The organism is Ureibacillus sp. FSL W7-1570 (genome assembly GCF_038593265.1).
Taxonomy (GTDB): Bacteria; Bacillota; Bacilli; order Bacillales_A; family Planococcaceae; genus Ureibacillus; species Ureibacillus suwonensis.
This window is the reverse complement of the sequence record NZ_CP151979.1, coordinates 1692997-1714284: the sequence shown is the minus strand read 5'-3', so window position 1 is coordinate 1714284 and position 21288 is coordinate 1692997. Positions and strand designations below refer to the sequence as shown.

Sequence of the window (21288 nt, the reverse complement as noted above, 5' to 3'; positions counted from 1 at the left end):
CTTTTTTGTGTGCCATTATTGCACGCCGATGCCCCGATATTTCATTCCAAGCCCCTCGATTGTTTTTTTGTCGAGGACATTTCTTCCATCTAAAACGAATTGGCAGTTAGGGAAGTTTTTAAAGTCGAAATTTTTGTATTGGTCATGAAAGGCTTGAAGAATGATGGCATCCATTTTTTCACGGTCTTTCATGGAAAACGGTTCAACTTGGAAAGCCGCGATTTCTTCGTCAGAGTACAGAGGATCATCGACGTACACTACAGCGCCTTTTTGTTTTAATTCTTCCACCAGGAGCAAAGTGGAGGAATTTGTTGTTTCTTTCACATTTTCCCGGAAAGAAAGGCCTAAAATGAGAATGTTTTTATTGTTTAAAGTGGTGAAATGCTTTTCGATCTCATTCACTGCATATTTGGCCATTTTGTCATTGATTTCCCTTGAAAGCTGAACCAACCCGCGGCTTAATCCATTGTTGATAAAAAAGTAAGGATATACCGGGATGCAATGGCCTCCCACTCCGACACCAGGTGAGTGGAGATGTGAAAAAGGTTGGCTGTTTGCAGCGTGAATGACTTCTTTCATATTCACTCCCAATGAGTCGGCATAAATGGCCAATTCATTGACCAATGCGATATTGACATCACGGTAAACCGATTCGGCCACTTTCGTAAATTCCGCCGTTTCCAAATTGCTGACAGGGATGATATCGCAGTTCAATGCTTTTTTATAGAAGGATATGACCATTTGGAGACTTTTCCTGCTATCACCACTGACGATTTTCGGATAGTTGGAGAGGTCTTGTATGATCCGATTGGAGTAAACCCTTTCCGGACTGTAGCCTAAATAAAAATCTGTCCCCAATGTCAGTCCTGAAAGTTCTTCGATCCTTTTTCCAAAACGGTTTCTCGTATCTCCGGCAGGCAGTGTCGTTTCGAAGATGACAAGTGTCCCTTTCCGGATCCCCTTTCCAATATCCTCTACCGCTGAGTCGATAAATTCATAGTTGATTTTTCCTTTATCATCCACTAACACCGGCACAATGACCACAACCACATCCGATTGGCTGACCGCTTTCGCCGTATCCACCGTGGCCCGGAAAGTACCCTTTTTCCAAGCCTGGTATAGCAGCTGATCCAGCCCCGGTTCATTTGAAATATGTGAAATTCCTTTATTCAAGGTTTCCACGACTTTTTCGTTTTTATCGGCACCAATGACATTGAAATGGCCCGAGTTGGCGAAAACGGAGGCGAGAGGCAACCCGATTTTTCCTAAGCCGACAACAGTGACAGTTTCCATATATCCATCTCCTTTTCGTTACCTGAACAACAATGCGGTTTTCCTATAGGAAACCTCCACATAAATATATGTCGAAAACATTATGATCGTGTAAACGCAAATAATATTTTCAGAATTTGATTAGAACGTTTATACATTTGGAATCTATGAAACATATATTGGAAGTTGTGCAGGTTAGGAGGAGATATAAATGTCAAAAAAACTGAAGATATTGATCTTGATTCGTCCGTTTACCAAGAAATTTCCAAAACATAAAAATAAATTTGAAATGATCAGAGCAATCGAAAAATATGCAGAGGTCCAATATTGGTACAAGGACGGAAACATTCACGACATTCTGAAAGAAATCCCATTCAAACCTGATTTTATTTTCCATTATGATATCGGCTGGGGCTATGTATTGGCGCCGAGGATTTCGGGACTTGGCGAAGTCGATATTCCAAAGGGTTGCTATTTGTATGATGCCCATTATTCCCCTGGCGAGAGGAGAAAATATTTCGACCAAACCAAAATGGACCTCATCTTTTCCGCATCGAAGTCCACTTTTTTGAAAACCTATGGAAGATTTAAAGATAAATTCAGATTTTTCCCTTTTTCCATCGATCCGACCGTTTTCAAAGATTGGCAGTTGGAAAAGGATATTGATTTTTTATTGATGGGCCAATTGTATGACAGGACAAAAAAAACGGGCTATCAAACAATGACGCCAAAAGGGAGATACCCATTCAGGGAAGCGGTATTGGAGAAAATGAGGGGAATGGAAGGATTCGTCTTTCATCCGCATCCGGGCCATAACGCTCCTGAAAGTGCCTTGTTGAATGAGAAATATGCACAAGAACTGAATCGTTCAAAAATGTTCTTTACTTGCGGTTCCGTCTTGAAATATCCCGTTTTCAAATATTTTGAAGCCCCTGCTTGTAAAACCCTCCTTCTGGCAGAACCTGTTCCGGATATTTTGGAGCTGGGATTCAAAGACGGGGAAAATTTTGTTGCTTGCAGCCAGTCTGATTTCTATGAAAAGGCGATGTACTATTTGAAAAATGAAGAAGAGAGAAAGCGGATCACCGAAAACGGCTACCAATTCATCCATACGAGACATACGAATGATGTCAGGGCAAAAGAATTTGTCGATGAGGTGCAAAAGTTCATTCAAAAACTATAAAGGCACAATCAGATAGAAAACGAGTGCATAGTTTAATAATTAGCAAGTCTTATAAGGGATAAGGAGGGATTAAGTTGAATATTCCCTTGATCGACTTGAAAAAAGAGTATGGGTTATATGGAAAAAATATTGAAAAAGCTGTCATCGAAGTGCTGCAAAGCGGTTCATATATTCTGGGAAACAAAGTGGAGCAATTTGAAAAGGAGATTGCCAATTACTTGGGTGTCAAGTATGCGGCAGGCGTTGCCAACGGAACGGATGCATTGCTTCTCGCCCTTGCGGCATTGGGCATTGGAGAAGGCGATGAAGTGATCACTACGCCATTCACTTTTTTTGCCACGGCGGAAGTCATTGCGAAGGTTGGAGCTAAACCTGTATTTGTCGATATCGAGCCGGACACCTACAACATCGATGTCAATAAAATCGAAAAAGCGATCACGGATAAAACGAAAGCGATTATCGTTGTCCATCTGTTCGGCATGGCGGCGGAAATGGATAAAATAATGGAGATTGCTTCGGCGCATCAATTAAAAGTGATTGAGGATGCGTGCCAAGCGATTGGAACAGAATATAAAGGAAAACGGGTAGGCGGCATCGGCGATATCGGATGTTTCTCCTTCTTCCCGACAAAAAATTTGGGCGCATTTGGAGATGGCGGATTGGTTGTCACAAACGATCCGGATCTTTATAAGAAAATTTGCCAATTGCGAAATCATGGCAGTGAAGAGAGATATATCCATGATTTTATCGGGATGAATAGCCGGCTCGACGAAATCCAGGCCGCCATTTTGATCGAAAAACTTAAATTGTTGGATATGTTTCTATTTAAGAGAATCATTGTGGCCAACACATATACCCAGGAGCTTCCGAATATGAAGAAAAAACCGCCGCAATATACGGATCGAACCCATACGTATCATCAATATTGCATTGAAGTGGATGATAGGGAACAGCTTATCGGTTTTCTTAAGGAAAAAGGGATTGCAACAGGAATCTACTATCCGGTCCCATTGCATCTTCAAAAAGCTTTCGATTATCTCCAATACCGGCAGGGTGATTTTCCTGTTGCGGAAAATGCGGCAAAACATATTTTGGCACTGCCAATCAATCCTACGTTAACAGTCTCGGAACAGGAATATATCATTAAAACTATGAAAGATTTCGCAGGTGTTTCACCATGAGCGGAATCCGTGTCGGTGTCGCAGGTACCGGGAAAATGGGCTTTTTGCATTGTTCCAAATTGATCCAAATGAAAAATGTAAATTTTATCGGAGTTTATGATAAAGATTTCCAAAGAGCAGCTCAAATCAGTAAATCGTTCCATGTCAAAGCCTTTGATTCGTATTCCGAATTGCTGAAAAATATTGATGCGGTCATTATAGCGGCACCCACGACATTCCATTTTTCGTTGGTGGCGGAAGCGGTTATGAAAAACAAACATGTTTTTGTTGAAAAGCCGATGACAATGACGTTGGAAGAAGCCGATAAAATAAAAAAGTTGTTGAAAAATAAAAGACTGAAATTCCAAGTGGGCCACATTGAACGGTTCAATCCGGCCATCCAAAGAATCCACGAATATATTCAACCGGATCAAATTATCAATATTGACGCAAAAAGACTTGCTTATTCTGATCGTATAAAAGATACGGATGTTGTATTGGATGTCATGATTCATGATATCGACATTATTTTGAGTCTTATCAAAAGTCCGATCAAACGCGTATCAGCGGAAGGAATCCGATTGCGTGATTCCGATAAATTTGACACGGTTTCCGCATTGCTGCTGTTTGAAAACGGAATTGTGGCCAATTTGATGGCCAGCAATATTTCCCATGAAAAGGTGAGGGAATTTATTGTTTATGAAAAGGAAAAAGTGATTAAAACCAATTATTTGATGAGGCAGCAGCAATTGATCATGAAAGAATTGAATGATCATCATTTGACTTTTCTGGTCGGAACAGAAAATGTCATTGCCAATATTACTCTTCCATATTCCGATCCTCTGTTGGAAGAACTTCGCCATTTTGTTGACTGCATTGATTCGGATTCGGAGCCGCTTGTCGGCGTGGATGAAGGAAGGGCGGCCGTAGAAGTTGCATTGAAAATAAAACAATGTTTAATAGATTCAAAGTAAAAAAGAAATGTATAACTCTTTGCGGGTTGGTAAAAGAGTTATACATTTTTTGCAGTCAGCTCACTTATTTGGTTATTTTTTTCGCAGGGACGCCAACAACCGTCACGTTGGCCGGAACATCCTTTGTCACTACGGATCCAGCGCCGACAATGGCATTTTCGCCAATTGTGATATTTGGGAGAAGGGTGGCGTTATTGCCGATTTTCGCCCCCTTTTTTATATGGGCTCCCTTCAGTTGATACGGCTGTTTCCCCATGTATTTGTCATTGGACATGGACACGCACGGACCGATAAATACATCATCTTCCAAAATGGTATCTCCGGTGATATAAGCCAGGGTTTGAACGGTGCATCTTTTTCCGATAGACGTATTCAACTCGACGATCGCCCCTCTGCCGATGACCGTTTGGCTGCCGATCGTCGAGTTTTCGCGGATGCTGGCGTGATCCGCAACAAAAACATGATCGGCAATTTCGGAACCGGCATAAATTGTCACGTTGTTGCCGATTTTTGTATTTTCTCCGATGATTAAATTCGGCTGTTTGACATCGGAAGCCCTCATTTTTTGGTTTCCGCTTTTTTTGACTCCCAAAACACAATTGGAGCCGATGATGACATTATCACCGATCACCGTGCCTTTCAGGATTACTGTATGGTGGCCGATCGTTACGTTTTCCCCGATTTTGACCCCTTCCTCTATTACCACATGTTGCCCAAGTTTCACACTTTCAGGGAGTTGGGATTGCCCCACTTTGTCATCCTTTCGTTTCTGTATTCATAAAACAGTACCGGTATTCCAAATGGCCGGCTTGATCATGCGGTTCCGCTATTGATTGGCGTTTTTGCTGTTCTTGTAGTTTTTAAAAAATTCCTCATTAAATAAAACTTTTGGATCGTTGGGGATATATTGTTTTGTCAATTCATGATGTTTGATGGACTCTTCGACATTTCCCAATTGCCAGTAAGAGACGCAAAGAGCAAGGTGCGGATACCAGGTCGAATAAGCGGCTTGATGGAAACCGCCTGTTTTTTTATCTTTCATTTTTATTGCCAATTCATACCAAAATACGGCGGTTTTGAAATTATTCTTTGATTTGAAGATATCACCGATACGGCAACAAGCTTCTGATCTCGGTTCATCATAGGCAAAGGTTTTTAGCAGTGATGTAAGTTCGTTATCCTGCTCCCCGAGCTGGGCATAGCAGTCGGCCATATAGATGCAAGCCCGGATATTATCTTCTATCCAGCCCTTTTTGCCATCCAAAAATTCCCGGTAATAGGTAATCGCCTTTTTATATTGTTTATGGTCTTTGAGCTCGTTGGCATAATAAAATAAGTCCCTTGGCGAAAATTCTTCCCCTTTTTTGATCCGGTTTTCATAAATTCTCAGATTTCTGCCGATAGACTGAGAATCCGCTTTCTTCTTCTTTTTTTTGTTATGAAGAATGGAAACGTCCGCTTCCAATATATTTCCGTAAACCTCGAGATATTCATGGACAGGTCCGATCCATTTGAATCCTTTGCTGCGTTTCACAAGCCGGTTTCTCCGATAATGGAAGGTCGGGTTTCCGTGATTGTCGGTTTGAACGATATAGTTCATGGAAACAGCATCGATATCGTCAGTGAGCGTTTTTTTCAATGCTTTGAATTTTTCCTGTTCTTCCGTGGGAATCACGTCATCCGCATCCAACCAGAGAATATAATCTTTTGTCGCCAGGCTGAAGGAATAGTTCCTTGCTGCCGCGAAATCGTCAATCCAGGTGAAGTCATAGATTTTATCCGTAAATTTTCGCGCCACTTCCTTTGTATTGTCAGTCGATCCGGTGTCGACAATGATGATTTCATCACATATCCCTGCCACGCTTGATAAACAATTCGCCAGAACCTCTTCTTCATTTTTCACAATCATGCAAAGACTGATCGTCGGCATCCTTACACTCCTTAAGCATTAATACATTTTATATATATATGTGGCGATTAGAGATTTCGAAACCGCCAGTTGATTAATAAAAGAAAAAGGTGATTACCGATGAAACGATAATCACCTTGTGTGAGCGCGCGGCGCAGGACGATGATTCTGGCATAGTAAATGGCACTGGCTGCCCCCGATCTCAAGTCAGGCATTTGTGTTTTAATGTTAATTTCGCGACCACTTCAACCCTGGCTGTTTGAGGGAACATGTCAACGGGCTGGATATACTCCACTTTGTACATTTTTATCAGTTCTTTTAAATCCCTGGCGAAAGTGGAAGGATTGCAGGAGGTATAGACAAACCGCTTTGGCTTAATGTTTAATACGGTATTGATAAAACTTGGCGCAAGGCCGGTGCGCGGCGGATCGACCGTGACAACATCCGGAACAAATCCTTCATTCGCCCACTTCTTGAGCCATTCTTCCGCTGTGCCGGTGAAGAATTTCGCGTGAGAAAATCCGTGTTTCCGGGCATTCTTTCTCGCATCTTCAACGGATTCCGGAACGACATCCATTCCCCGCACTTCTTTTGCGTCTTTCGCCAGCCACAGCCCAATCGTTCCAACGCCGCAGTAAGCATCGACCACGGTTTCGTTGCCGGAGAGTTGTGCCGCTTTTTTGATTTCATCATATAATACGACTGTTTGCTCAGGATTTAATTGAAAAAACGCACGGGAAGACAAATCAAAAGAAAGCCCGCCCAATTGTTCATGAATCGTTTCCTTGCCGTCAAGCACAATCGTCTCATCCCCAAAAATGAGGGAAGTTTTGGCCGGATTGATATTTTGGGTGATGGAAACGATACTGGAATCTAATTCTTTAATGCCTTGAACTAATTCCTTTTTACGAGGAATATCTTTTTTTGTTGTGACGAGGCAGACTTGCGTTTCTCCGGTTTGAATGCCTGTCCGGACAACGATGGTGCGAATGATTCCTTTTGATTTTCCATCATAGATCGGGATGCCGAGTTGTTCCAAAAGATTCCGGATGCCGACCGTGATCTTTGTTGTGGCAGGATGCTGCACAAGGCAGTCATCAAGATTTAAAAGTTTGTTTGTTCCTTCAATAAATAGCCCGGCCTTCACTTCATGTCCGATTTTACGGACTTGAAAAGCGCTCTTGTTTCGATAATGCCAAGGATTCTCCATCCCTATTGCAGGTCTTATCTCCACTTTCCCTACAATATGCGGAACGAATTTTTCCAGCGATTGAATCACAATGTCGCGCTTTTCTTTCAGTTGTCCTTCATAAGACAAATGCTGCAATTGGCAGCCGCCGCATTGTTCGTAGACCGCGCAAGGCGGATTGACACGATGTTTTGAAGATTCTCTTATTCGCACAATTTCCGCCTCGGCATAATTGGGATGGATTTTCGATACTTTTGCTGTGATGACTTCACCGGGAAGGGCGCCTTTCACAAAAATGACATTCCGCTTAAAAAAACCGACCCCTTCTCCATTAATGCCAAGCCTTTTTATTGTTAAAGGGAATTTTTGACCGATTTCGATTTTTACTTTATCAGACATACTTTCACGTCCTTTATTTCATCTTCAAATATTATAGCAACCGAATAAGGGAAGGTAAAATTTCATAAGAATAAGTTAGCCATATGTATGGATTTTCTTCAGAATAAATGTTATTGTTATATAAAATATAAACTGAATATTCTTTCATATCCTTCGGGGTCGGGTGAAATTCCCAGCCGGCGGTGATGAAGCATTGCTTCTAAGCCCGCGAGCTCTTTTCGAGCAGGATTTGGTGCGAATCCAAAGCCGACAGTGAAAGTCTGGATGGGAGAAGGATGGTTTGTGAGAAAGTCCATTAGTCCGCTGATTAATGGCTTACTTTCGTATTCACTTTTTTGCAATCCGTTCTCCCGCAATTTGGCGGGAGTTTTTTATTTAGGTGTATTTTTAAAATGGGCCTGATTCAAGGCTTTTTTGTGCTGCCTAAAAATTTCATCGTTCTCCCAACCCCGTTAAGGCGACTTAGCGGGGTTTTTTACTTGTATATATTGGAAAAGGGGGATTTTCATGTTTACCGGAATTATTGAGGATAAAGGGATTGTCACTGGGATTGAAAAAGACGAGAAAAGTATGAAGATTGTGATCCGCTCGCCAAAAATCGTGTCTGATGCGTCTCTTGGAGATAGTATTGCTGTCAATGGCGTTTGTTTAACGGTGACACATTTAACGAAGGACGAGATGACGGTCGATGTCATGCCGGAAACGGTGAAGGCGACGACGATTCATCAGTTGAAAAAAGGAGACTATGTCAATTTGGAAAGGGCAATGGCAGCTGGCGGCCGTTTTGGAGGGCATATCGTTTCCGGACATGTGGATGGAGTGGGAACAATCCGCAGCAAGAAACCGGTATCCAATGCCGTGTATTACGAAATCGAAATCCCAAAAGAGCTGCTGGAACAATGCATTCCGAAAGGTTCCATCACCGTCGATGGAACAAGTTTGACCATTTTTGGAGTCAGTGACACGGCCATCACCATTTCGCTCATTCCGCATACGTATGCAGAAACGATTTTGGGAATGAAGGGAATCGGCGATCAGGTGAATATAGAAACGGATATGCTCGGAAAATATGTGTTGCATCATTTGAAGAGAATAAATACTAAAGAAGAATCAAACATTACATTGGAATTTTTGACTCAAAACGGATTTTAAGGATGGTGGTTGATATGTTAAATACAATTGAAGAAGCAATAGAAGACTTGAAAAAAGGGAAAACCATCATCGTGGTGGATGATGAGAACCGGGAAAATGAAGGGGATTTGGTCGCTTTGGCGGAACATGCCACACCGGAAGTCATCAATTTTATGGCGACATACGGCCGCGGGTTGATTTGTACCCCAATAACGGAAGAATTGGCGGAAAAGCTGGATTTGCATGCGATGGTCGCCCATAATACCGACAATCACCAAACGGCATTTACAGTAAGCATCGACCATGTGAGTACAACTACCGGTATCAGCGCCTACGAACGCTCGACAACGATTTTAAAAATGCTCGAAGCGGATGCGGAAAAATCCGATTTCAGAAGACCGGGCCACGTTTTCCCGCTCATCGCCAAGAAAAACGGCGTGTTGGAAAGACAAGGGCATACAGAGGCTGCGGTGGATTTGGCCCGCATTGCCGGCGCTTTTCCGGCAGGGGTGATTTGCGAAATCATGGGGGATGACGGCAGAATGTCCCGTCTTGACGATCTCTTGAAGTTCGCAGAAGTCCATGATTTAAAAATTATTTCCATTGAAGAATTGGTCCGCTATCGCTTTAGAAATGAAAAGGTTGTGAAACGGGCGGCCTCTGTCAAAATGCCAACGACTTATGGGGATTTCCAAATGATCGGTTATGAGAACGAAATTGACGGCTTGGAGCATGTGGCATTGGTGAAAGGAAACATCCGTGAAGATGAAGCGCCGCTTGTGCGCATCCATTCGGCTTGTTTGACGGGGGATGTCTTTCATTCAAAACGCTGCGATTGCGGTCCACAGTTGGAAAAATCTTTGGAAATGATTGAAAACGAAGGCAAAGGCGTTCTTTTATACATGCAACAGGAAGGGCGCGGCATCGGATTGATTAATAAACTAAAGGCATACGCATTGCAGGAGCAAGGTTTGGATACGGTGGAAGCGAACTTGAAGCTCGGTTTCCCGGCGGAATTGAGGGATTATGCATTAAGCGCGCAAATGCTGAAGGATTTGGGCATTACAAAAATCCGCCTGATGACGAACAATCCGGAAAAGATCGAAGGCATCGAAAAATACGGCATCAAAGTGGTTGAACGGGTGCCTATTATCATCCAACCAAATCAAATCAATGCCTATTATTTAAAAACAAAAAGGGAAAAAATGCATCATTTTATTTAAGTTTGACATTCTGAATCAATTTTAAGAGGGAGCAATGGAAAATGGGAAAAGTATTTGAAGCAAATTTAGTCGGAACAGGATTAAAAATCGGAATCGTGGTGGGACGATTCAATGAATTCATCACTTCCAAACTGTTGGATGGAGCTTTGGATGGATTAAAACGCCATGGGGTGGATGAGGCAAACATCGATGTGGCATGGGTGCCTGGCGCTTTTGAAATTCCGTTTATCGCAAAACAAATGGCTGAAACGGGAGAGTATGATGCGGTCATCGGCTTGGGAACGGTCATCCGGGGATCCACAACCCATTACGACTATGTCTGCAATGAGGCGGCAAAAGGCATCGCCCAAGTTTCTTTGCAAACGAATGTGCCGGTGATTTTCGGTGTTGTGACAACGGAAAATATTGAACAGGCCATTGAACGGGCCGGAACAAAAGCGGGCAACAAAGGATATGATGCCGCAGTTTCTGCCATCGAAATGGCGAATTTGAAAAAGATGTTTAAATAATCATGAAGTAAGATTCCTCAATCGGGGAATCTTTTTTATTTTTGGGGAAATGGATTCGCACAAGAAGTGGATATATCTGAGGGGGAAGGGAAACATTTGAGAACGAGCAAGAGGGAGGGTTATCCGAGCAAGAGGGGGAGTTATCCGAGCAAGAGGGGGAGTTATCCGAGCAAGAGGGAGGGTTATCCGAGCAAGAGGGAGGGTTATCCGAGCAAGAGGGAGGGTTATCCGAGCAAGAGGAGGAGTTATCCGAGCAAGAGGGAGGGTTATCCGAGCAAGAGGAGGAGTTATCCGAGCAAGAGGGAGGGTTATCCGAGCAAGAGGAAGAGTCATCCGAGCGAGAGGGAGGATTATCCGAGCAAGAAAAGTTGCCATCCAAGCAAAAAGAACCGCCATCTGCGCAAAATAAAAAGCTAACCCCAAAAAACTTTATAAAAAAAGGAACCCATTGAACAATGGATTCCCAACGGCATATCAACCTGCCAAATCAAGAAGCTTCTCCCCAAAACATTTCATCCACCAAATAATCAAACACCAACTCATCCAAAGTTCCGAAAGTATATCCTTGCCGTTTCGCTTCTTTAATAAAATCCGGCAATGCATCCGCATTATGTTCAGCGACAGTGTGCATCAAAATAATGGCACCGGGATGCAGCTGTTTGACCAGCTCATTATATGCATATTCTGCACCTTTCTTTTGATCCGTATCCCAATCGCGAAATGCGATGGACCAGAAAATGTGGGTATAGCCATGTTCATTGCCAACCTCCAACAGCTCGGTGCTGAAAACGCCTTCCGGTGGACGAACGTAATAAGTCCGTTCAATCCCTGTGATTTCCTTTAATTTTTTATCGAAATTCTGCCATTCCTTCAACATGCCTTCACGGGTCAATCTCGCCATATTCGGATGTTTGTCGGAATGGTTGCCGATTGTATGCCCTTCCTTTACTATCCGTTTTACGATATCCGATGCGCTTGTCAAATAATGCCCAGTTAGGAAAAAAGTTGCTTTTACTTTTTCCTTTTTTAATGTATCAAGAATTTGCTCCGTATGACCCGCCTCAAATCCGTTATCGAAAGTCAAATAAATTACCTTTTTCTCCGGATTTCCCCGGTAAAATGCCCCGTACTCCCTCAATAATCGCTCAAATTCAGCACCTGCATCCGGTGGGTTTCCATCTTTGGCTTTTGTAAACCCCCAATGATATTCCTTCGCCAACGTTTGAGGTGCCGGAATCAACAAACCAAAAAGCAACATGATTGCGAATGCAAACTTTATTCCTTTCAACTTTCCGCCTCCTCTTCTTTTTGCTTTAGATTGTGCAAAAAGAAAACGATTATGCCGGCATGCTTTACAATGCCCCGGATATATGAACGAAACGTGATTTTGTGTATACTAAAAATCAAGGAGTGTTTTCATGCAAGTCATTACAAAAATCACCCGCCAAAAAAATCAGGAACGATATAATATTTATTTGAATGATGAATATGCTTTTTCGGTGGACGAGTCCACCCTTATAAAGTTTGGCTTAACAAAAGGAAAAATACTCGATCCTTTTGAGATGGATGAAATCGCCTATGAAGATGAAATTGCCAAAGCCTTTAACCGCGCGCTCCATTTTTTGAGTTATCAAATGCGCAGCGAATTTGAAGTGAAAAAGAAACTGCTCGATGCCGGCTTCGGTGAATCGGTCGTGCTTGAGGCGATTCAGAAGCTGAAGAAATTGGGTTTTCTCAATGATGAAAGCTATTCCAAGGCATTGCTTGAGACGAAGAAAAAAACCGCCAAAAAAGGTCCAATGGCCATCAAGCAGGATTTAAAGAAAAAAGGCATCGACAAAAACACGATGGAAAAAGCTTTGGAATCGTACACCCATGAAGAGCAATTGCAGCTTGCCATGCAGCTCGCCGAAAAAACGGTGAAAATGAATCCGAAAAAAACGCCCGCTCAAATCAAGCAAAAAATTCAAGACACATTGATTCGAAAAGGCTATTCCTTTGAAATCGTGAATGAAATACTTGACCAAATCGAGCTGGAGCGAGATGATGATGAATGGTACGAATTGATTGCTGTTCAAGGTGAAAAAATTTGGAATAAATATGTCCGGAAATTTGAGGGCAAACAGCTGGAATTGAAAGTGAAACAAGCCCTTTATCAAAAAGGATTTCCAATAGAAATGATCGATCGATTTATCGATGAAAAGAGGGAGAATGGATGAAAAAAACATATGCCCAAATGACGCCTGAAGAATTAAGACAAGAGATAGCGAATCTGAAGGAAAAGGCGAGAAAAGCCGAACAATTGGGCATCGTCAATGAATTTGCCGTATACGAAAGAAAAGCGCTGATGGCACAAGCCTATTTGATGGACCCATCCTTCATCAAACCTGGTGAAATTTATAGAATAGAAGGGGCACCAGGGGAATATTTCAAAGTGGAATATTTGAAAGGGCGCTTTGCATGGGGCTTCCGACTACATGGAGAAAAATTTGAAGAAGCATTGCCAATTTCCATGCTCATTCCACTGAAAGAGGAGGAATAACATGGACGCAAGCACGATGATGCTTGAGCGATTGACTGAAGAATTATTGGAAGTGAATCCATTTTTATCAGAAAACAAAGCCCGCACATGGATTGAATTATTATGGTCGGATTTTGAGGCGACCTATGCAAAGGCGGGCCGCCGCTATAAAGGGCCTGAATTTACGGAAAGAATCATCCGCCAGTGGATTGAAAGCTATGGCGATAAAATCCATGAATTTGCAGGCCGCAATCCGAAATATGCGCATTTATTGGATGAAGAGTAATGAAAAGGAGCACCCCTACTAAGAGGTTGCTCCTTTACACTTGAAGCCGATTATCATATGGTCAGCCGCTTGGGCGGAAACTAATCGCTCGCTCCGATTTGCAATTTCCGTTGAAGCTTGTCTTCGCTGAAAATCCAACCGGTATAGGAAGTGACGATGTTCAAGTCTTCATCCAAATGGGCGACCGCTACGAATGGATAGCGTTCATTGCTTCGGTATCTCAAATCGATCAATCTGACTTCCGTGAGCCCGTTTTCCAGTTCGGAAATGTCCCAATGATAAATTGGGGAGAAAGATAAAAAGGCGGATAAATTTGGATCGCTCAAGGCCTTTTCGACCAGAGGCGTTTTAGGCAAAGGGCGGATTTTGAATTTATCGTAAATATTGATTGTCCGTCCAAATGCCCGTCCCACATAATAATGGGTTTGGGATTTGGCTGCGACCCGCCAGATAAAGAAACGCATGGTCGGAGCGACAATGATGACCTCCGCATCCGGAATCGTTTTGCGCACGGCATTTTTTACCGATTGTTGAACGAGGTATCTTAAAATATAATAGCCAATGATGACCAAATACATAGTGGTAAATATCATAACCGGGTCCATCCTTAAAACCCATAGAATGATCCCGACACAATGGATTCCAAAAATGTATGGGTCAAAGGTGTTGATGACGCCGAGAGCCACCCATTTCCTTGAGAATGGCCTTAGTGCCTGCGTGCCGTAAGCATTGAAGATATCGACAAAAACATGCAAGAAAACGGCGAGAAACGTCCATAACCAAAGATGCAGCACATTGGCTTCCTGGAAAATGAGCGATGCGATGGCGGTAATTCCAATGGGCCAAAGAATGACGGCAGGAACAGAATGGGTAATGCCTCGATGATGTCTTATATAAACCGCATTATTGCGGAGTTTTAATATCGTGTCTACATCAGGAGCTTGGGAACCGACAATTGTTCCTGTTAAAACTGCTGCAAAAGTCACGCTATGATTTGCCACAACCGGATCAATCAAAGATAACCCTCCGAGGGCAATGCCCATGACGAGGTGAGTGCCAGTATCCATCCAAATCATCTCCTTAAAAACGGAGGACTACAGAATTTGTAAAAGCAAAATAAATACAACTTCTTTATAATTATATTATACCCTAATTACTAAAAATAAAATCGAAAACTGTCAGGAGGAACTAGTGAAATACCCATATTCGCAACAATTTCGACAAAGTCTTGTCGAATGGTTTCATGAAGAAAAACGTGATTTGCCTTGGAGACAAACAAACGATCCATATAAAATTTGGGTTTCGGAAGTGATGCTTCAACAAACCCGTGTGGACACGGTCATTCCATATTATCAACGGTTTATCGATAAATATCCCACAATCGAGTCGCTGGCAAACGCCGATGAAGAAGAGCTGCTCAAGATGTGGGAGGGGCTTGGATATTATTCAAGAGCCCGCAACCTGCAAGCCGGTGTAAAAGAAGTGGTTGAGAAATATGGCGGCACGGTGCCGAACAACCGCCATGACCTGCAACGATTAAAAGGCGTCGGCCCTTATACTGCCGGAGCCATTTTAAGCATTGCCTATAATCTCCCGGAACATGCAGTCGACGGCAATGTGATGCGTGTATTGAGCCGGGTGTTACATATCAAAGAGGACATTTCCCTTGTAAAAACCCGGAAAATCTTTGAAGAAGCGGTGGAACAATTGATCCATCCGGAATACCCTGGGGATTTCAATCAGGCATTGATGGATTTGGGGGCGATGATTTGTACGCCATCTTCTCCAAAGTGCCTGCTTTGTCCGGTGAGGGAATATTGTCTGGGATTTATGGAAGGCGATGCGGAACAGTTGCCGATCAAGACGAAGAAAACAAAAGAAAAACATGAATTTTATGATGTGTATATCGCAGTCAATGATGGGAAAGTCTTGTTCGAAAAGCGTCCGGAAGAAGGACTCCTTGCAAACATGTGGCAGTTTCCGATGATGCTGAAGGGCAAATCATCGGAAGATACAAAAAAACAATTTGAATTAAAATACAATGTGGAAATCAAAAATATCATCGAAGAAGATTTTTTCGAACAGAAGCATATTTTCTCCCATTTAATCTGGAATTTGCGTTGCCATTTGGTGGACATCACAGAAAACGGGGAACTGCCGGAGTTTGCGCATTATGTCACATTGAAGGAAATCGAAGGCTTGCCGCTTCCGGTGCCAATGGTAAAAATTGTGAATATTCTGAATCAATATATTTTTCATTCCCCGGAATAATCCCGGGTTCACCTGTCCACAATAACTAGCGTGGAGGTGAACATTCATGGCAAAAAATCGCAACAAAAACAACCAGGCAGAGGAGTTTGCTCAAGAACAGGATTTTGAACAAACTCGTCAAGACCAACAAAACAACAAAAAACCACAAAACCAACAACAAAACAAAAACAACAACAAATAAGAAACAGCGATTGAGTGCTACTGGTATAGACATTTTTGTCTATACCTTTATTTTTTGCGCCAGTTCCTTATCAATGGATAACACATCAAGAATAATTATTGATTTTAATAGTAAAATGAGCCGTTCCTCAATATAATATATAAAGAGTGTGTTATTTCCTACAAGTTTTCAGAAACATTGATATAATAGACGTGAGTATATAGGAAAGTGAAAAGGTGGGGCTAAAAAATGACGGTACCGAAAGAAGGAGAAACCATACAAATACATAGTTATAAACATAATGGAAGCATCCACCGGGTTTGGCACGAAACGATGGTATTAAAAGGAACGAAAAATATTATTATCGGAGCAAATGACAGAACTCTTGTTACAGAAGCGGATGGTCGAACTTGGCTTACAAGAGAGCCTTCCATATGTTATTTTCATGCGGAACACTGGTTCAATATCATCTGCATGTTGCGGGAAGACGGGGTTTATTATTATTGTAATATGAGTTCCCCTTTTGTCTTTGACAATAACGCGATCAAATATATCGATTACGACCTGGATCTCAAAGTGTTCCCTGACAAGACCTATACATTGCTGGATGAAGATGAATATGAACAACATAAAGCGGAAATGGGCTATCCGGATGTGATCGATAAAATATTAAAGCGCAATGTCACTAAACTCCTGAGCTGGGTGAAGCAGAAAAAAGGTCCCTTTGCCCAGGACTTTATAGAAGTATGGACAAACCGGTATTTATTTTACAAAGACATGCAATCCAATAATAAATAGCTTTTCGGCGTCTCATGTGGGAAGAGACGTCTTTTTTATTGTGGTAAAATAGAATTCGTTATGTCAAACTTGGAAAAATAAAAGGAAAATTGACACTCCATGTGTAGCAGTAAGGATGTGATCGCTTTTGGACAGTATTCGAAGATATATGCGTTTTGTCAAGCCCTACTACTGGGAAATCATTTTGACCCTGATCATAGGGGTCATCAAATTTGGCATCCCGTTGTTCATTCCATTCTTAACGAAAATTGTCATCGATGATATTCTGTTAAATACTGAATTGACGGATGCCGAACGCATCAAGCAATTGACTTATTGGCTTGGCGGAGCCCTCGTCATCTTCTTCATCATCCGGCCACCGGTGGAATATTATCGGCAATATTTCGCCCAACATGTCAGCAATAAGGTGCTGTATGACATTCGGAAAGAACTTTATGTGCACTTGCAAAAGTTGAGTTTGAAATTTTATTCCAATCATCGGGCAGGGGATATCATTTCCCGCTTCATCAATGATGTTGAAGCGACGAAAAACTTTGTGATGATTGGGCTGATGAATTTATGGCTTGATATGACAACGATTTTGATCGTCATAGGAATCATGCTGACGATGGATTGGAAATTGACGATCGTTGCGGTGATTTCCCTTCCGTTATTCGCAATCAGTGTAAAGTATTTCTTTGGAAGACTGAGGGCGTTGACAAGAATCCGTTCCCAGGCGCTGGCGAATTTGCAAAGCTATTTGCATGAACGGGTGAGCGGCATCAGCATTGTAAAAAGCTTTGCTCTTGAGGAACACGAACAAAAGATTTTTGACAAGGAAAATGGCGAGTTTTTGGACAAATCTCTGGACCATACAAGATGGAATGCAAAATCCTTCGCGGTAGTCAACACGATTACGGATATCGCCCCTCTGTTGGTCATCGGCTTTGCTTCCTACCTGATCATTCAGGGGCAATTATCCGTCGGTGAAATGGCGGCATTTATGGGATATATCGAGAGGCTTTATTCACCGTTAAGAAGATTGATGAACTCTTCAACGACCCTTACCCAATCCATCGCTTCAATGGACAGGATGTTCAGTTTGATGGATGAAGAGTACGATGTCCAAAATAAACCGAATGCTCTTCCATTGCCGCCGGTTACAGGGAAAGTGGAATTCCAGAACGTCCAATTCAAATACGAAGAAGAGGGGCAACCGGTATTAAAAAGCATCAACTTTACCATCCAGCCTGGGGAAACCGCCGCATTTGTCGGAATGAGCGGTGGAGGGAAATCGACGATAGTCAGCCTCATACCGCGCTTTTATGATGTAACATCCGGTTCTGTAAAAATTGATGGCAAAGATGTGCGGGAGGTGGACATCAAGACCCTCCGTTCGCAGATCGGCATTGTGTTGCAGGACAATATTTTATTCAGCGATTCCGTGAAGCAAAACATTTTAATGGGAAAACCGGATGCGACGGATGAAGAAGTCATTGCGGCGGCAAAAGCGGCGAATGCCCATGACTTTATCATGTCGCTGCCGAATGGATATGACACCAAAGTGGGAGAGCGGGGAGTCAAGCTGTCAGGCGGCCAGAAACAGCGTATCGCCATCGCAAGGGTGTTTTTGAAAAATCCTCCAATCTTGGTGCTGGATGAAGCAACCTCCGCCCTCGATTTGGAAAGCGAAGCGTTGATCCAGGAATCGTTGGAACGTTTGGCGAGTGACCGAACAACCATCATCATTGCCCATCGCCTATCGACCATTACTCATGCCGATAAAATTTTTGTCATTGACCATGGTGAAGTGGCAGAAGAAGGCAATCATGAGTCTTTGATGGCGAAAAAAGGAATATATCACGACCTATTTCAAATTCAAAATTTGGATTAAAAAGAGGAGCCAGGTGCAAAAAATTGCCTGGCTCTTTTATTGTTATGTTCCAAAAATTTTTATTTTTTCTATCTTTTCCATATATTTAATGTTAAAATAAAACTTTCTAAAGATTCTATAAAATGAATAATTCAAAATTTTCTGTATTAAAAACAGATATTGCTAGGTTAGAAAGAAATGTATAAAATATTTAGTAAAATGGAAAAATTTTTAGTTTAGAGAATTTTTTCTCATATCTTCCATTTGTTTATTACTATATATTATTTTTTGAAAATCTATGAATCTATTCATTGTATTTGAAGGTTAGAAAAATCAATAAATCAATAGAATCGCTTCCCACGTTTTACTGTTTTTTAAAATATTATTTCAGAAAATTCTAATTTCTAAAACGAAATCGGCAGATTCTTGCATATGAATCCGATAAATAGATGAGGTGAATACATGGAGAGAAAAGTGCTGCTAGAAGTGAAGGATTTGGAAACAACATTTTTTACAAATGACGGAAAAGTTCCCGCGGTTGATCATATAGATTTTAAAGTCTATGAAGGCGAAATATTGGCAATTGTAGGTGAATCCGGTTGCGGGAAGAGCGTTACCTCTTTATCGATCATGGGGCTGGTTCCAAACCCTCCCGGAAAAATAACATCAGGTGAAATATTGCTGGAAGGCAGGGATTTGACGAAGCTTCCGGAAAAGGAGATGCGGAAGATTCGCGGAAAGGATATCGCGATGATTTTCCAGGAGCCGATGACTTCTTTGAACCCTTTGTTCACAATTGGGAACCAATTGGTTGAGGCGATTCGGATCCATCATCGGGATTGGGGCAAAAAGAAAGCCGAAAGCCATGCCATCGAAATGATGAAACTTGTCGGACTTCCCCGCGCGGAAGAATTGATGAAGGAATATCCCCATCAATTATCCGGCGGTATGAGACAGAGGGTGATGATTGCGATGGCTTTGTCTTGCAATCCGAAATTACTGATTGCCGATGAACCGACAACCGCATTGGATGTAACGATTCAAGCGCAAATTATGAAACTGATGCAAGATTTGAATAAAAAATTCAATTCCGCTGTTCTTCTGATCACCCATGATTTAGGTGTCGTGGCGGAAATCTGCGAAAGGGTGGTTGTCATGTACAGCGGGCAAATCGTGGAAGAAGCATCGGTGATGGAAATCTTTAAAAATCCAAGCCATCCATATACAAAAGGACTTATTCAATCCGTGCCGGATATGCGGGTGAAGAAGGAAACATTATATTCGATCCCGGGTTCCGTTCCAAAGCCTGGTTCCATCAAAACCGGATGCAGATTTGCCCCAAGATGTGAATTTGCAACGGATCGGTGCTTCAATGAAAATCCTCCGATATATGAAGTTTCAGCAGGTCATAAGGCAAGATGTTTCTTATTGGAGAAAGAGGAGGGGACTGTTCTTGAAGAACACACTGTTAAAAGTTGAACAATTAAAAAAACATTTTCCGAAACACAAAAAAGCGTTTTCCAAAACAACAGAAGTGGTAAAGGCCGTTGATGGCGTTTCTTTTGAAGTGTTTGAAGGAGAGACGCTCGGAATCGTTGGGGAATCAGGCTGCGGAAAGTCCACTACCGGAAGAATGATTATGCGCTTGCTTGAACCGACTGATGGAAAAATTTATTTTAACGGGATTGAACTGACATCCTTGTCAAAAAGTGAAATGCGGAAAGCCAGAAGGGATTTGCAAATGGTGTTTCAAGATCCGTACGCTTCATTGAATCCGAGGCATACGGTCGAAAAAATCCTGGAGGAACCATTGATTGTCCATGGAATTGGAAATTCAAAAGAAAGAAAAGAAATGGTGAAAGAGTTTCTCCAAATTGTCGGTTTAAATACTTACCACGCGAAAAGATATCCCCATCAATTCAGCGGAGGTCAAAGACAGCGCATCGGCATCGCAAGGGCGTTGATGACCAATCCCAAATTGATCATAGCGGATGAACCGGTATCGGCATTGGACGTATCGATTCAGGCGCAAGTCCTCAATCTGATGCAGCGGCTGCAGGAAGATTTGAAACTGACATACATCTTCATTGCCCATGATTTGGGGGTTGTACGGCACATCAGCGATCGGGTTGGAGTCATGTATTTGGGAAGATTGGTGGAATTGGCGGATTGCGATTCCCTCTATGAGGAACCGTTGCATCCATATACGAAAGTGCTGCTTTCTTCCGTTCCAGTTCCTGACCCTACATATAAAAAAGAGGAAGTCTTGATCAAAGGGGATATTTCCGAATCTGTACCGAAAAACGGTTGTTTATTCCATCCGCGATGTCCTTTTGCCACGGAAGCATGCAAAACAATCGTTCCGGAATTGAAAGAAGTGAAACCGGGTCATTCTGTTGCGTGCCATCTTTTTGATGAAGCGCAGCAATGACATAAATGAACATCAAAAAA

General features: G+C 42.3%; 22 protein-coding genes and 1 riboswitch. Of the genes, 16 read left to right on the top strand and 6 right to left on the bottom strand.

What is annotated here, in order from left to right:
• Positions 1-15 precede the first annotated feature (15 nt).
• The gene (locus NST13_RS08585; protein ID WP_342580399.1) at positions 16-1293 is read right to left on the bottom strand and encodes a nucleotide sugar dehydrogenase; all 1278 of its coding nucleotides are present in this window, start codon (positions 1291-1293) and stop codon (positions 16-18) included.
• A 190-nt stretch (positions 1294-1483) separates the two neighbouring features.
• Here NST13_RS08585 and NST13_RS08580 point away from each other — a divergent pair, with 190 nt between their 5' ends.
• The 3 genes from NST13_RS08580 (at position 1484) to NST13_RS08570 (ending at position 4589) form a co-directional block, all read left to right on the top strand.
• On the top strand, positions 1484-2455 hold the full coding sequence (locus NST13_RS08580) for a glycosyltransferase (protein ID WP_342580398.1): 972 nt from the start codon (positions 1484-1486) through the stop codon (positions 2453-2455).
• 74 nt (positions 2456-2529) lie between these two features.
• The gene (locus tag NST13_RS08575) at positions 2530-3636 is read left to right on the top strand and encodes a DegT/DnrJ/EryC1/StrS family aminotransferase (protein WP_342468536.1); all 1107 of its coding nucleotides are present in this window, start codon (positions 2530-2532) and stop codon (positions 3634-3636) included.
• The gene (locus tag NST13_RS08570; RefSeq protein WP_342580397.1) at positions 3633-4589 is read left to right on the top strand and encodes a Gfo/Idh/MocA family oxidoreductase; all 957 of its coding nucleotides are present in this window, start codon (positions 3633-3635) and stop codon (positions 4587-4589) included. Before NST13_RS08575 ends, NST13_RS08570 begins: the two co-directional genes overlap by 4 nt.
• Positions 4590-4653: 64 nt before the next feature.
• On the opposite strand, the gene NST13_RS08565 is transcribed toward NST13_RS08570, so the two are convergent.
• From NST13_RS08565 to rlmD, 3 genes are all read right to left on the bottom strand, one after another.
• On the bottom strand, positions 4654-5340 hold the full coding sequence (locus NST13_RS08565; protein WP_342468538.1) for a DapH/DapD/GlmU-related protein: 687 nt from the start codon (positions 5338-5340) through the stop codon (positions 4654-4656).
• A 75-nt stretch (positions 5341-5415) separates the two neighbouring features.
• A complete protein-coding gene (locus tag NST13_RS08560) occupies positions 5416-6519 on the bottom strand; it encodes a glycosyltransferase family 2 protein (RefSeq protein ID WP_342468539.1) in 1104 nt (367 codons plus the stop codon).
• A 181-nt stretch (positions 6520-6700) separates the two neighbouring features.
• Positions 6701-8086 carry a 23S rRNA (uracil(1939)-C(5))-methyltransferase RlmD gene (gene rlmD, locus NST13_RS08555; protein ID WP_342468540.1) on the bottom strand — a complete coding sequence of 462 codons (1386 nt, stop codon included), beginning with the start codon at positions 8084-8086 and terminating at the stop codon, positions 6701-6703.
• A gap of 145 nt (positions 8087-8231) precedes the next feature.
• Positions 8232-8366, top strand: a riboswitch (FMN riboswitch).
• Between the two features lie 227 nt (positions 8367-8593).
• On the opposite strand from rlmD, the gene ribE (NST13_RS08550) reads away from it, so the two are divergent.
• From ribE (NST13_RS08550) to NST13_RS08535, 4 genes are all read left to right on the top strand, one after another.
• A complete protein-coding gene (gene ribE, locus NST13_RS08550; RefSeq protein ID WP_342468541.1) occupies positions 8594-9238 on the top strand; it encodes a riboflavin synthase in 645 nt (214 codons plus the stop codon).
• Positions 9239-9252: 14 nt separating this feature from the next.
• Positions 9253-10440, top strand: a complete 1188-nt coding sequence (locus NST13_RS08545; RefSeq protein WP_342468542.1) for a bifunctional 3,4-dihydroxy-2-butanone-4-phosphate synthase/GTP cyclohydrolase II — start codon at positions 9253-9255, stop codon at positions 10438-10440.
• A 41-nt stretch (positions 10441-10481) separates the two neighbouring features.
• Positions 10482-10949, top strand: coding sequence for a 6,7-dimethyl-8-ribityllumazine synthase (ribE, locus tag NST13_RS08540; protein WP_342468543.1), 468 nt, complete (start codon positions 10482-10484; stop codon positions 10947-10949).
• A gap of 96 nt (positions 10950-11045) precedes the next feature.
• A complete protein-coding gene (locus NST13_RS08535) occupies positions 11046-11366 on the top strand; it encodes a hypothetical protein (protein ID WP_342580396.1) in 321 nt (106 codons plus the stop codon).
• A gap of 70 nt (positions 11367-11436) precedes the next feature.
• Here NST13_RS08535 and NST13_RS08530 read toward each other — a convergent pair whose 3' ends face one another.
• The gene (locus NST13_RS08530; RefSeq protein WP_342471248.1) at positions 11437-12207 is read right to left on the bottom strand and encodes a polysaccharide deacetylase family protein; all 771 of its coding nucleotides are present in this window, start codon (positions 12205-12207) and stop codon (positions 11437-11439) included.
• A 160-nt stretch (positions 12208-12367) separates the two neighbouring features.
• On the opposite strand from NST13_RS08530, the gene recX reads away from it, so the two are divergent.
• Genes recX through NST13_RS08515 form a run of 3 tightly spaced genes read left to right on the top strand, consistent with a single transcriptional unit; the run spans position 12368 to position 13756 of the window.
• Positions 12368-13168, top strand: a complete 801-nt coding sequence (recX, locus tag NST13_RS08525) for a recombination regulator RecX (protein WP_342468544.1) — start codon at positions 12368-12370, stop codon at positions 13166-13168.
• Positions 13165-13491, top strand: coding sequence for a YfhH family protein (locus NST13_RS08520; RefSeq protein ID WP_342468545.1), 327 nt, complete (start codon positions 13165-13167; stop codon positions 13489-13491). The genes recX and NST13_RS08520 overlap by 4 nt, the downstream gene beginning before the upstream one ends.
• A gap of 1 nt (position 13492) precedes the next feature.
• Positions 13493-13756: a YfhJ family protein gene (locus NST13_RS08515; protein WP_342580395.1), complete on the top strand. Its 264-nt coding sequence runs from the start codon at positions 13493-13495 to the stop codon at positions 13754-13756.
• A gap of 80 nt (positions 13757-13836) precedes the next feature.
• On the opposite strand, the gene NST13_RS08510 is transcribed toward NST13_RS08515, so the two are convergent.
• Positions 13837-14823, bottom strand: coding sequence for a metal-dependent hydrolase (locus tag NST13_RS08510; RefSeq protein ID WP_342580394.1), 987 nt, complete (start codon positions 14821-14823; stop codon positions 13837-13839).
• 124 nt (positions 14824-14947) lie between these two features.
• Between NST13_RS08510 and mutY the strand changes: the two genes are divergently transcribed.
• The 6 genes from mutY to NST13_RS08480 all read left to right on the top strand — a co-directional run bounded on the left by mutY (position 14948) and on the right by NST13_RS08480 (position 21268).
• Positions 14948-16027, top strand: coding sequence for an A/G-specific adenine glycosylase (gene mutY / locus NST13_RS08505; RefSeq protein ID WP_342580393.1), 1080 nt, complete (start codon positions 14948-14950; stop codon positions 16025-16027).
• Positions 16028-16073: 46 nt separating this feature from the next.
• Positions 16074-16208: a hypothetical protein gene (locus NST13_RS08500; RefSeq protein ID WP_342468549.1), complete on the top strand. Its 135-nt coding sequence runs from the start codon at positions 16074-16076 to the stop codon at positions 16206-16208.
• Between the two features lie 228 nt (positions 16209-16436).
• Positions 16437-16985: a DUF402 domain-containing protein gene (locus tag NST13_RS08495; RefSeq protein ID WP_342468550.1), complete on the top strand. Its 549-nt coding sequence runs from the start codon at positions 16437-16439 to the stop codon at positions 16983-16985.
• Positions 16986-17112: 127 nt separating this feature from the next.
• On the top strand, positions 17113-18858 hold the full coding sequence (locus NST13_RS08490; protein WP_342580392.1) for an ABC transporter ATP-binding protein: 1746 nt from the start codon (positions 17113-17115) through the stop codon (positions 18856-18858).
• Positions 18859-19299: 441 nt separating this feature from the next.
• Positions 19300-20316: an ABC transporter ATP-binding protein gene (locus tag NST13_RS08485; RefSeq protein WP_342468552.1), complete on the top strand. Its 1017-nt coding sequence runs from the start codon at positions 19300-19302 to the stop codon at positions 20314-20316.
• Positions 20291-21268 (top strand): dipeptide ABC transporter ATP-binding protein, encoded by a 978-nt coding sequence (locus NST13_RS08480; protein WP_342580391.1) that lies wholly within the window; start codon positions 20291-20293, stop codon positions 21266-21268. The genes NST13_RS08485 and NST13_RS08480 overlap by 26 nt, the downstream gene beginning before the upstream one ends.
• Positions 21269-21288: the final 20 nt, after the last annotated feature.

Bases quoted from the DNA above. Each gene is read 5' to 3' on its own strand.
- NST13_RS08585 (WP_342580399.1), bottom strand. From the start codon at position 1,293: ATGGAAACTGTCACTGTTGTCGGCTTAGGAAAAATCGGGTTGCCTCTC.
- NST13_RS08580 (WP_342580398.1), top strand. From the start codon at position 1,484: ATGTCAAAAAAACTGAAGATATTGATCTTGATTCGTCCGTTTACCAAG.
- NST13_RS08570 (WP_342580397.1), top strand. From the start codon at position 3,633: ATGAGCGGAATCCGTGTCGGTGTCGCAGGTACCGGGAAAATGGGCTTT.
- NST13_RS08560 (WP_342468539.1), bottom strand. From the start codon at position 6,519: ATGCCGACGATCAGTCTTTGCATGATTGTGAAAAATGAAGAAGAGGTT.
- rlmD (WP_342468540.1), bottom strand. From the start codon at position 8,086: ATGTCTGATAAAGTAAAAATCGAAATCGGTCAAAAATTCCCTTTAACA.
- ribE (WP_342468541.1), top strand. From the start codon at position 8,594: ATGTTTACCGGAATTATTGAGGATAAAGGGATTGTCACTGGGATTGAA.
- NST13_RS08545 (WP_342468542.1), top strand. From the start codon at position 9,253: ATGTTAAATACAATTGAAGAAGCAATAGAAGACTTGAAAAAAGGGAAA.
- ribE (WP_342468543.1), top strand. From the start codon at position 10,482: ATGGGAAAAGTATTTGAAGCAAATTTAGTCGGAACAGGATTAAAAATC.
- NST13_RS08530 (WP_342471248.1), bottom strand. From the start codon at position 12,207: ATGTTGCTTTTTGGTTTGTTGATTCCGGCACCTCAAACGTTGGCGAAG.
- recX (WP_342468544.1), top strand. From the start codon at position 12,368: ATGCAAGTCATTACAAAAATCACCCGCCAAAAAAATCAGGAACGATAT.
- NST13_RS08520 (WP_342468545.1), top strand. From the start codon at position 13,165: ATGAAAAAAACATATGCCCAAATGACGCCTGAAGAATTAAGACAAGAG.
- NST13_RS08515 (WP_342580395.1), top strand. From the start codon at position 13,493: ATGGACGCAAGCACGATGATGCTTGAGCGATTGACTGAAGAATTATTG.
- NST13_RS08510 (WP_342580394.1), bottom strand. From the start codon at position 14,823: ATGGATACTGGCACTCACCTCGTCATGGGCATTGCCCTCGGAGGGTTA.
- NST13_RS08500 (WP_342468549.1), top strand. From the start codon at position 16,074: ATGGCAAAAAATCGCAACAAAAACAACCAGGCAGAGGAGTTTGCTCAA.
- NST13_RS08495 (WP_342468550.1), top strand. From the start codon at position 16,437: ATGACGGTACCGAAAGAAGGAGAAACCATACAAATACATAGTTATAAA.
- NST13_RS08485 (WP_342468552.1), top strand. From the start codon at position 19,300: ATGGAGAGAAAAGTGCTGCTAGAAGTGAAGGATTTGGAAACAACATTT.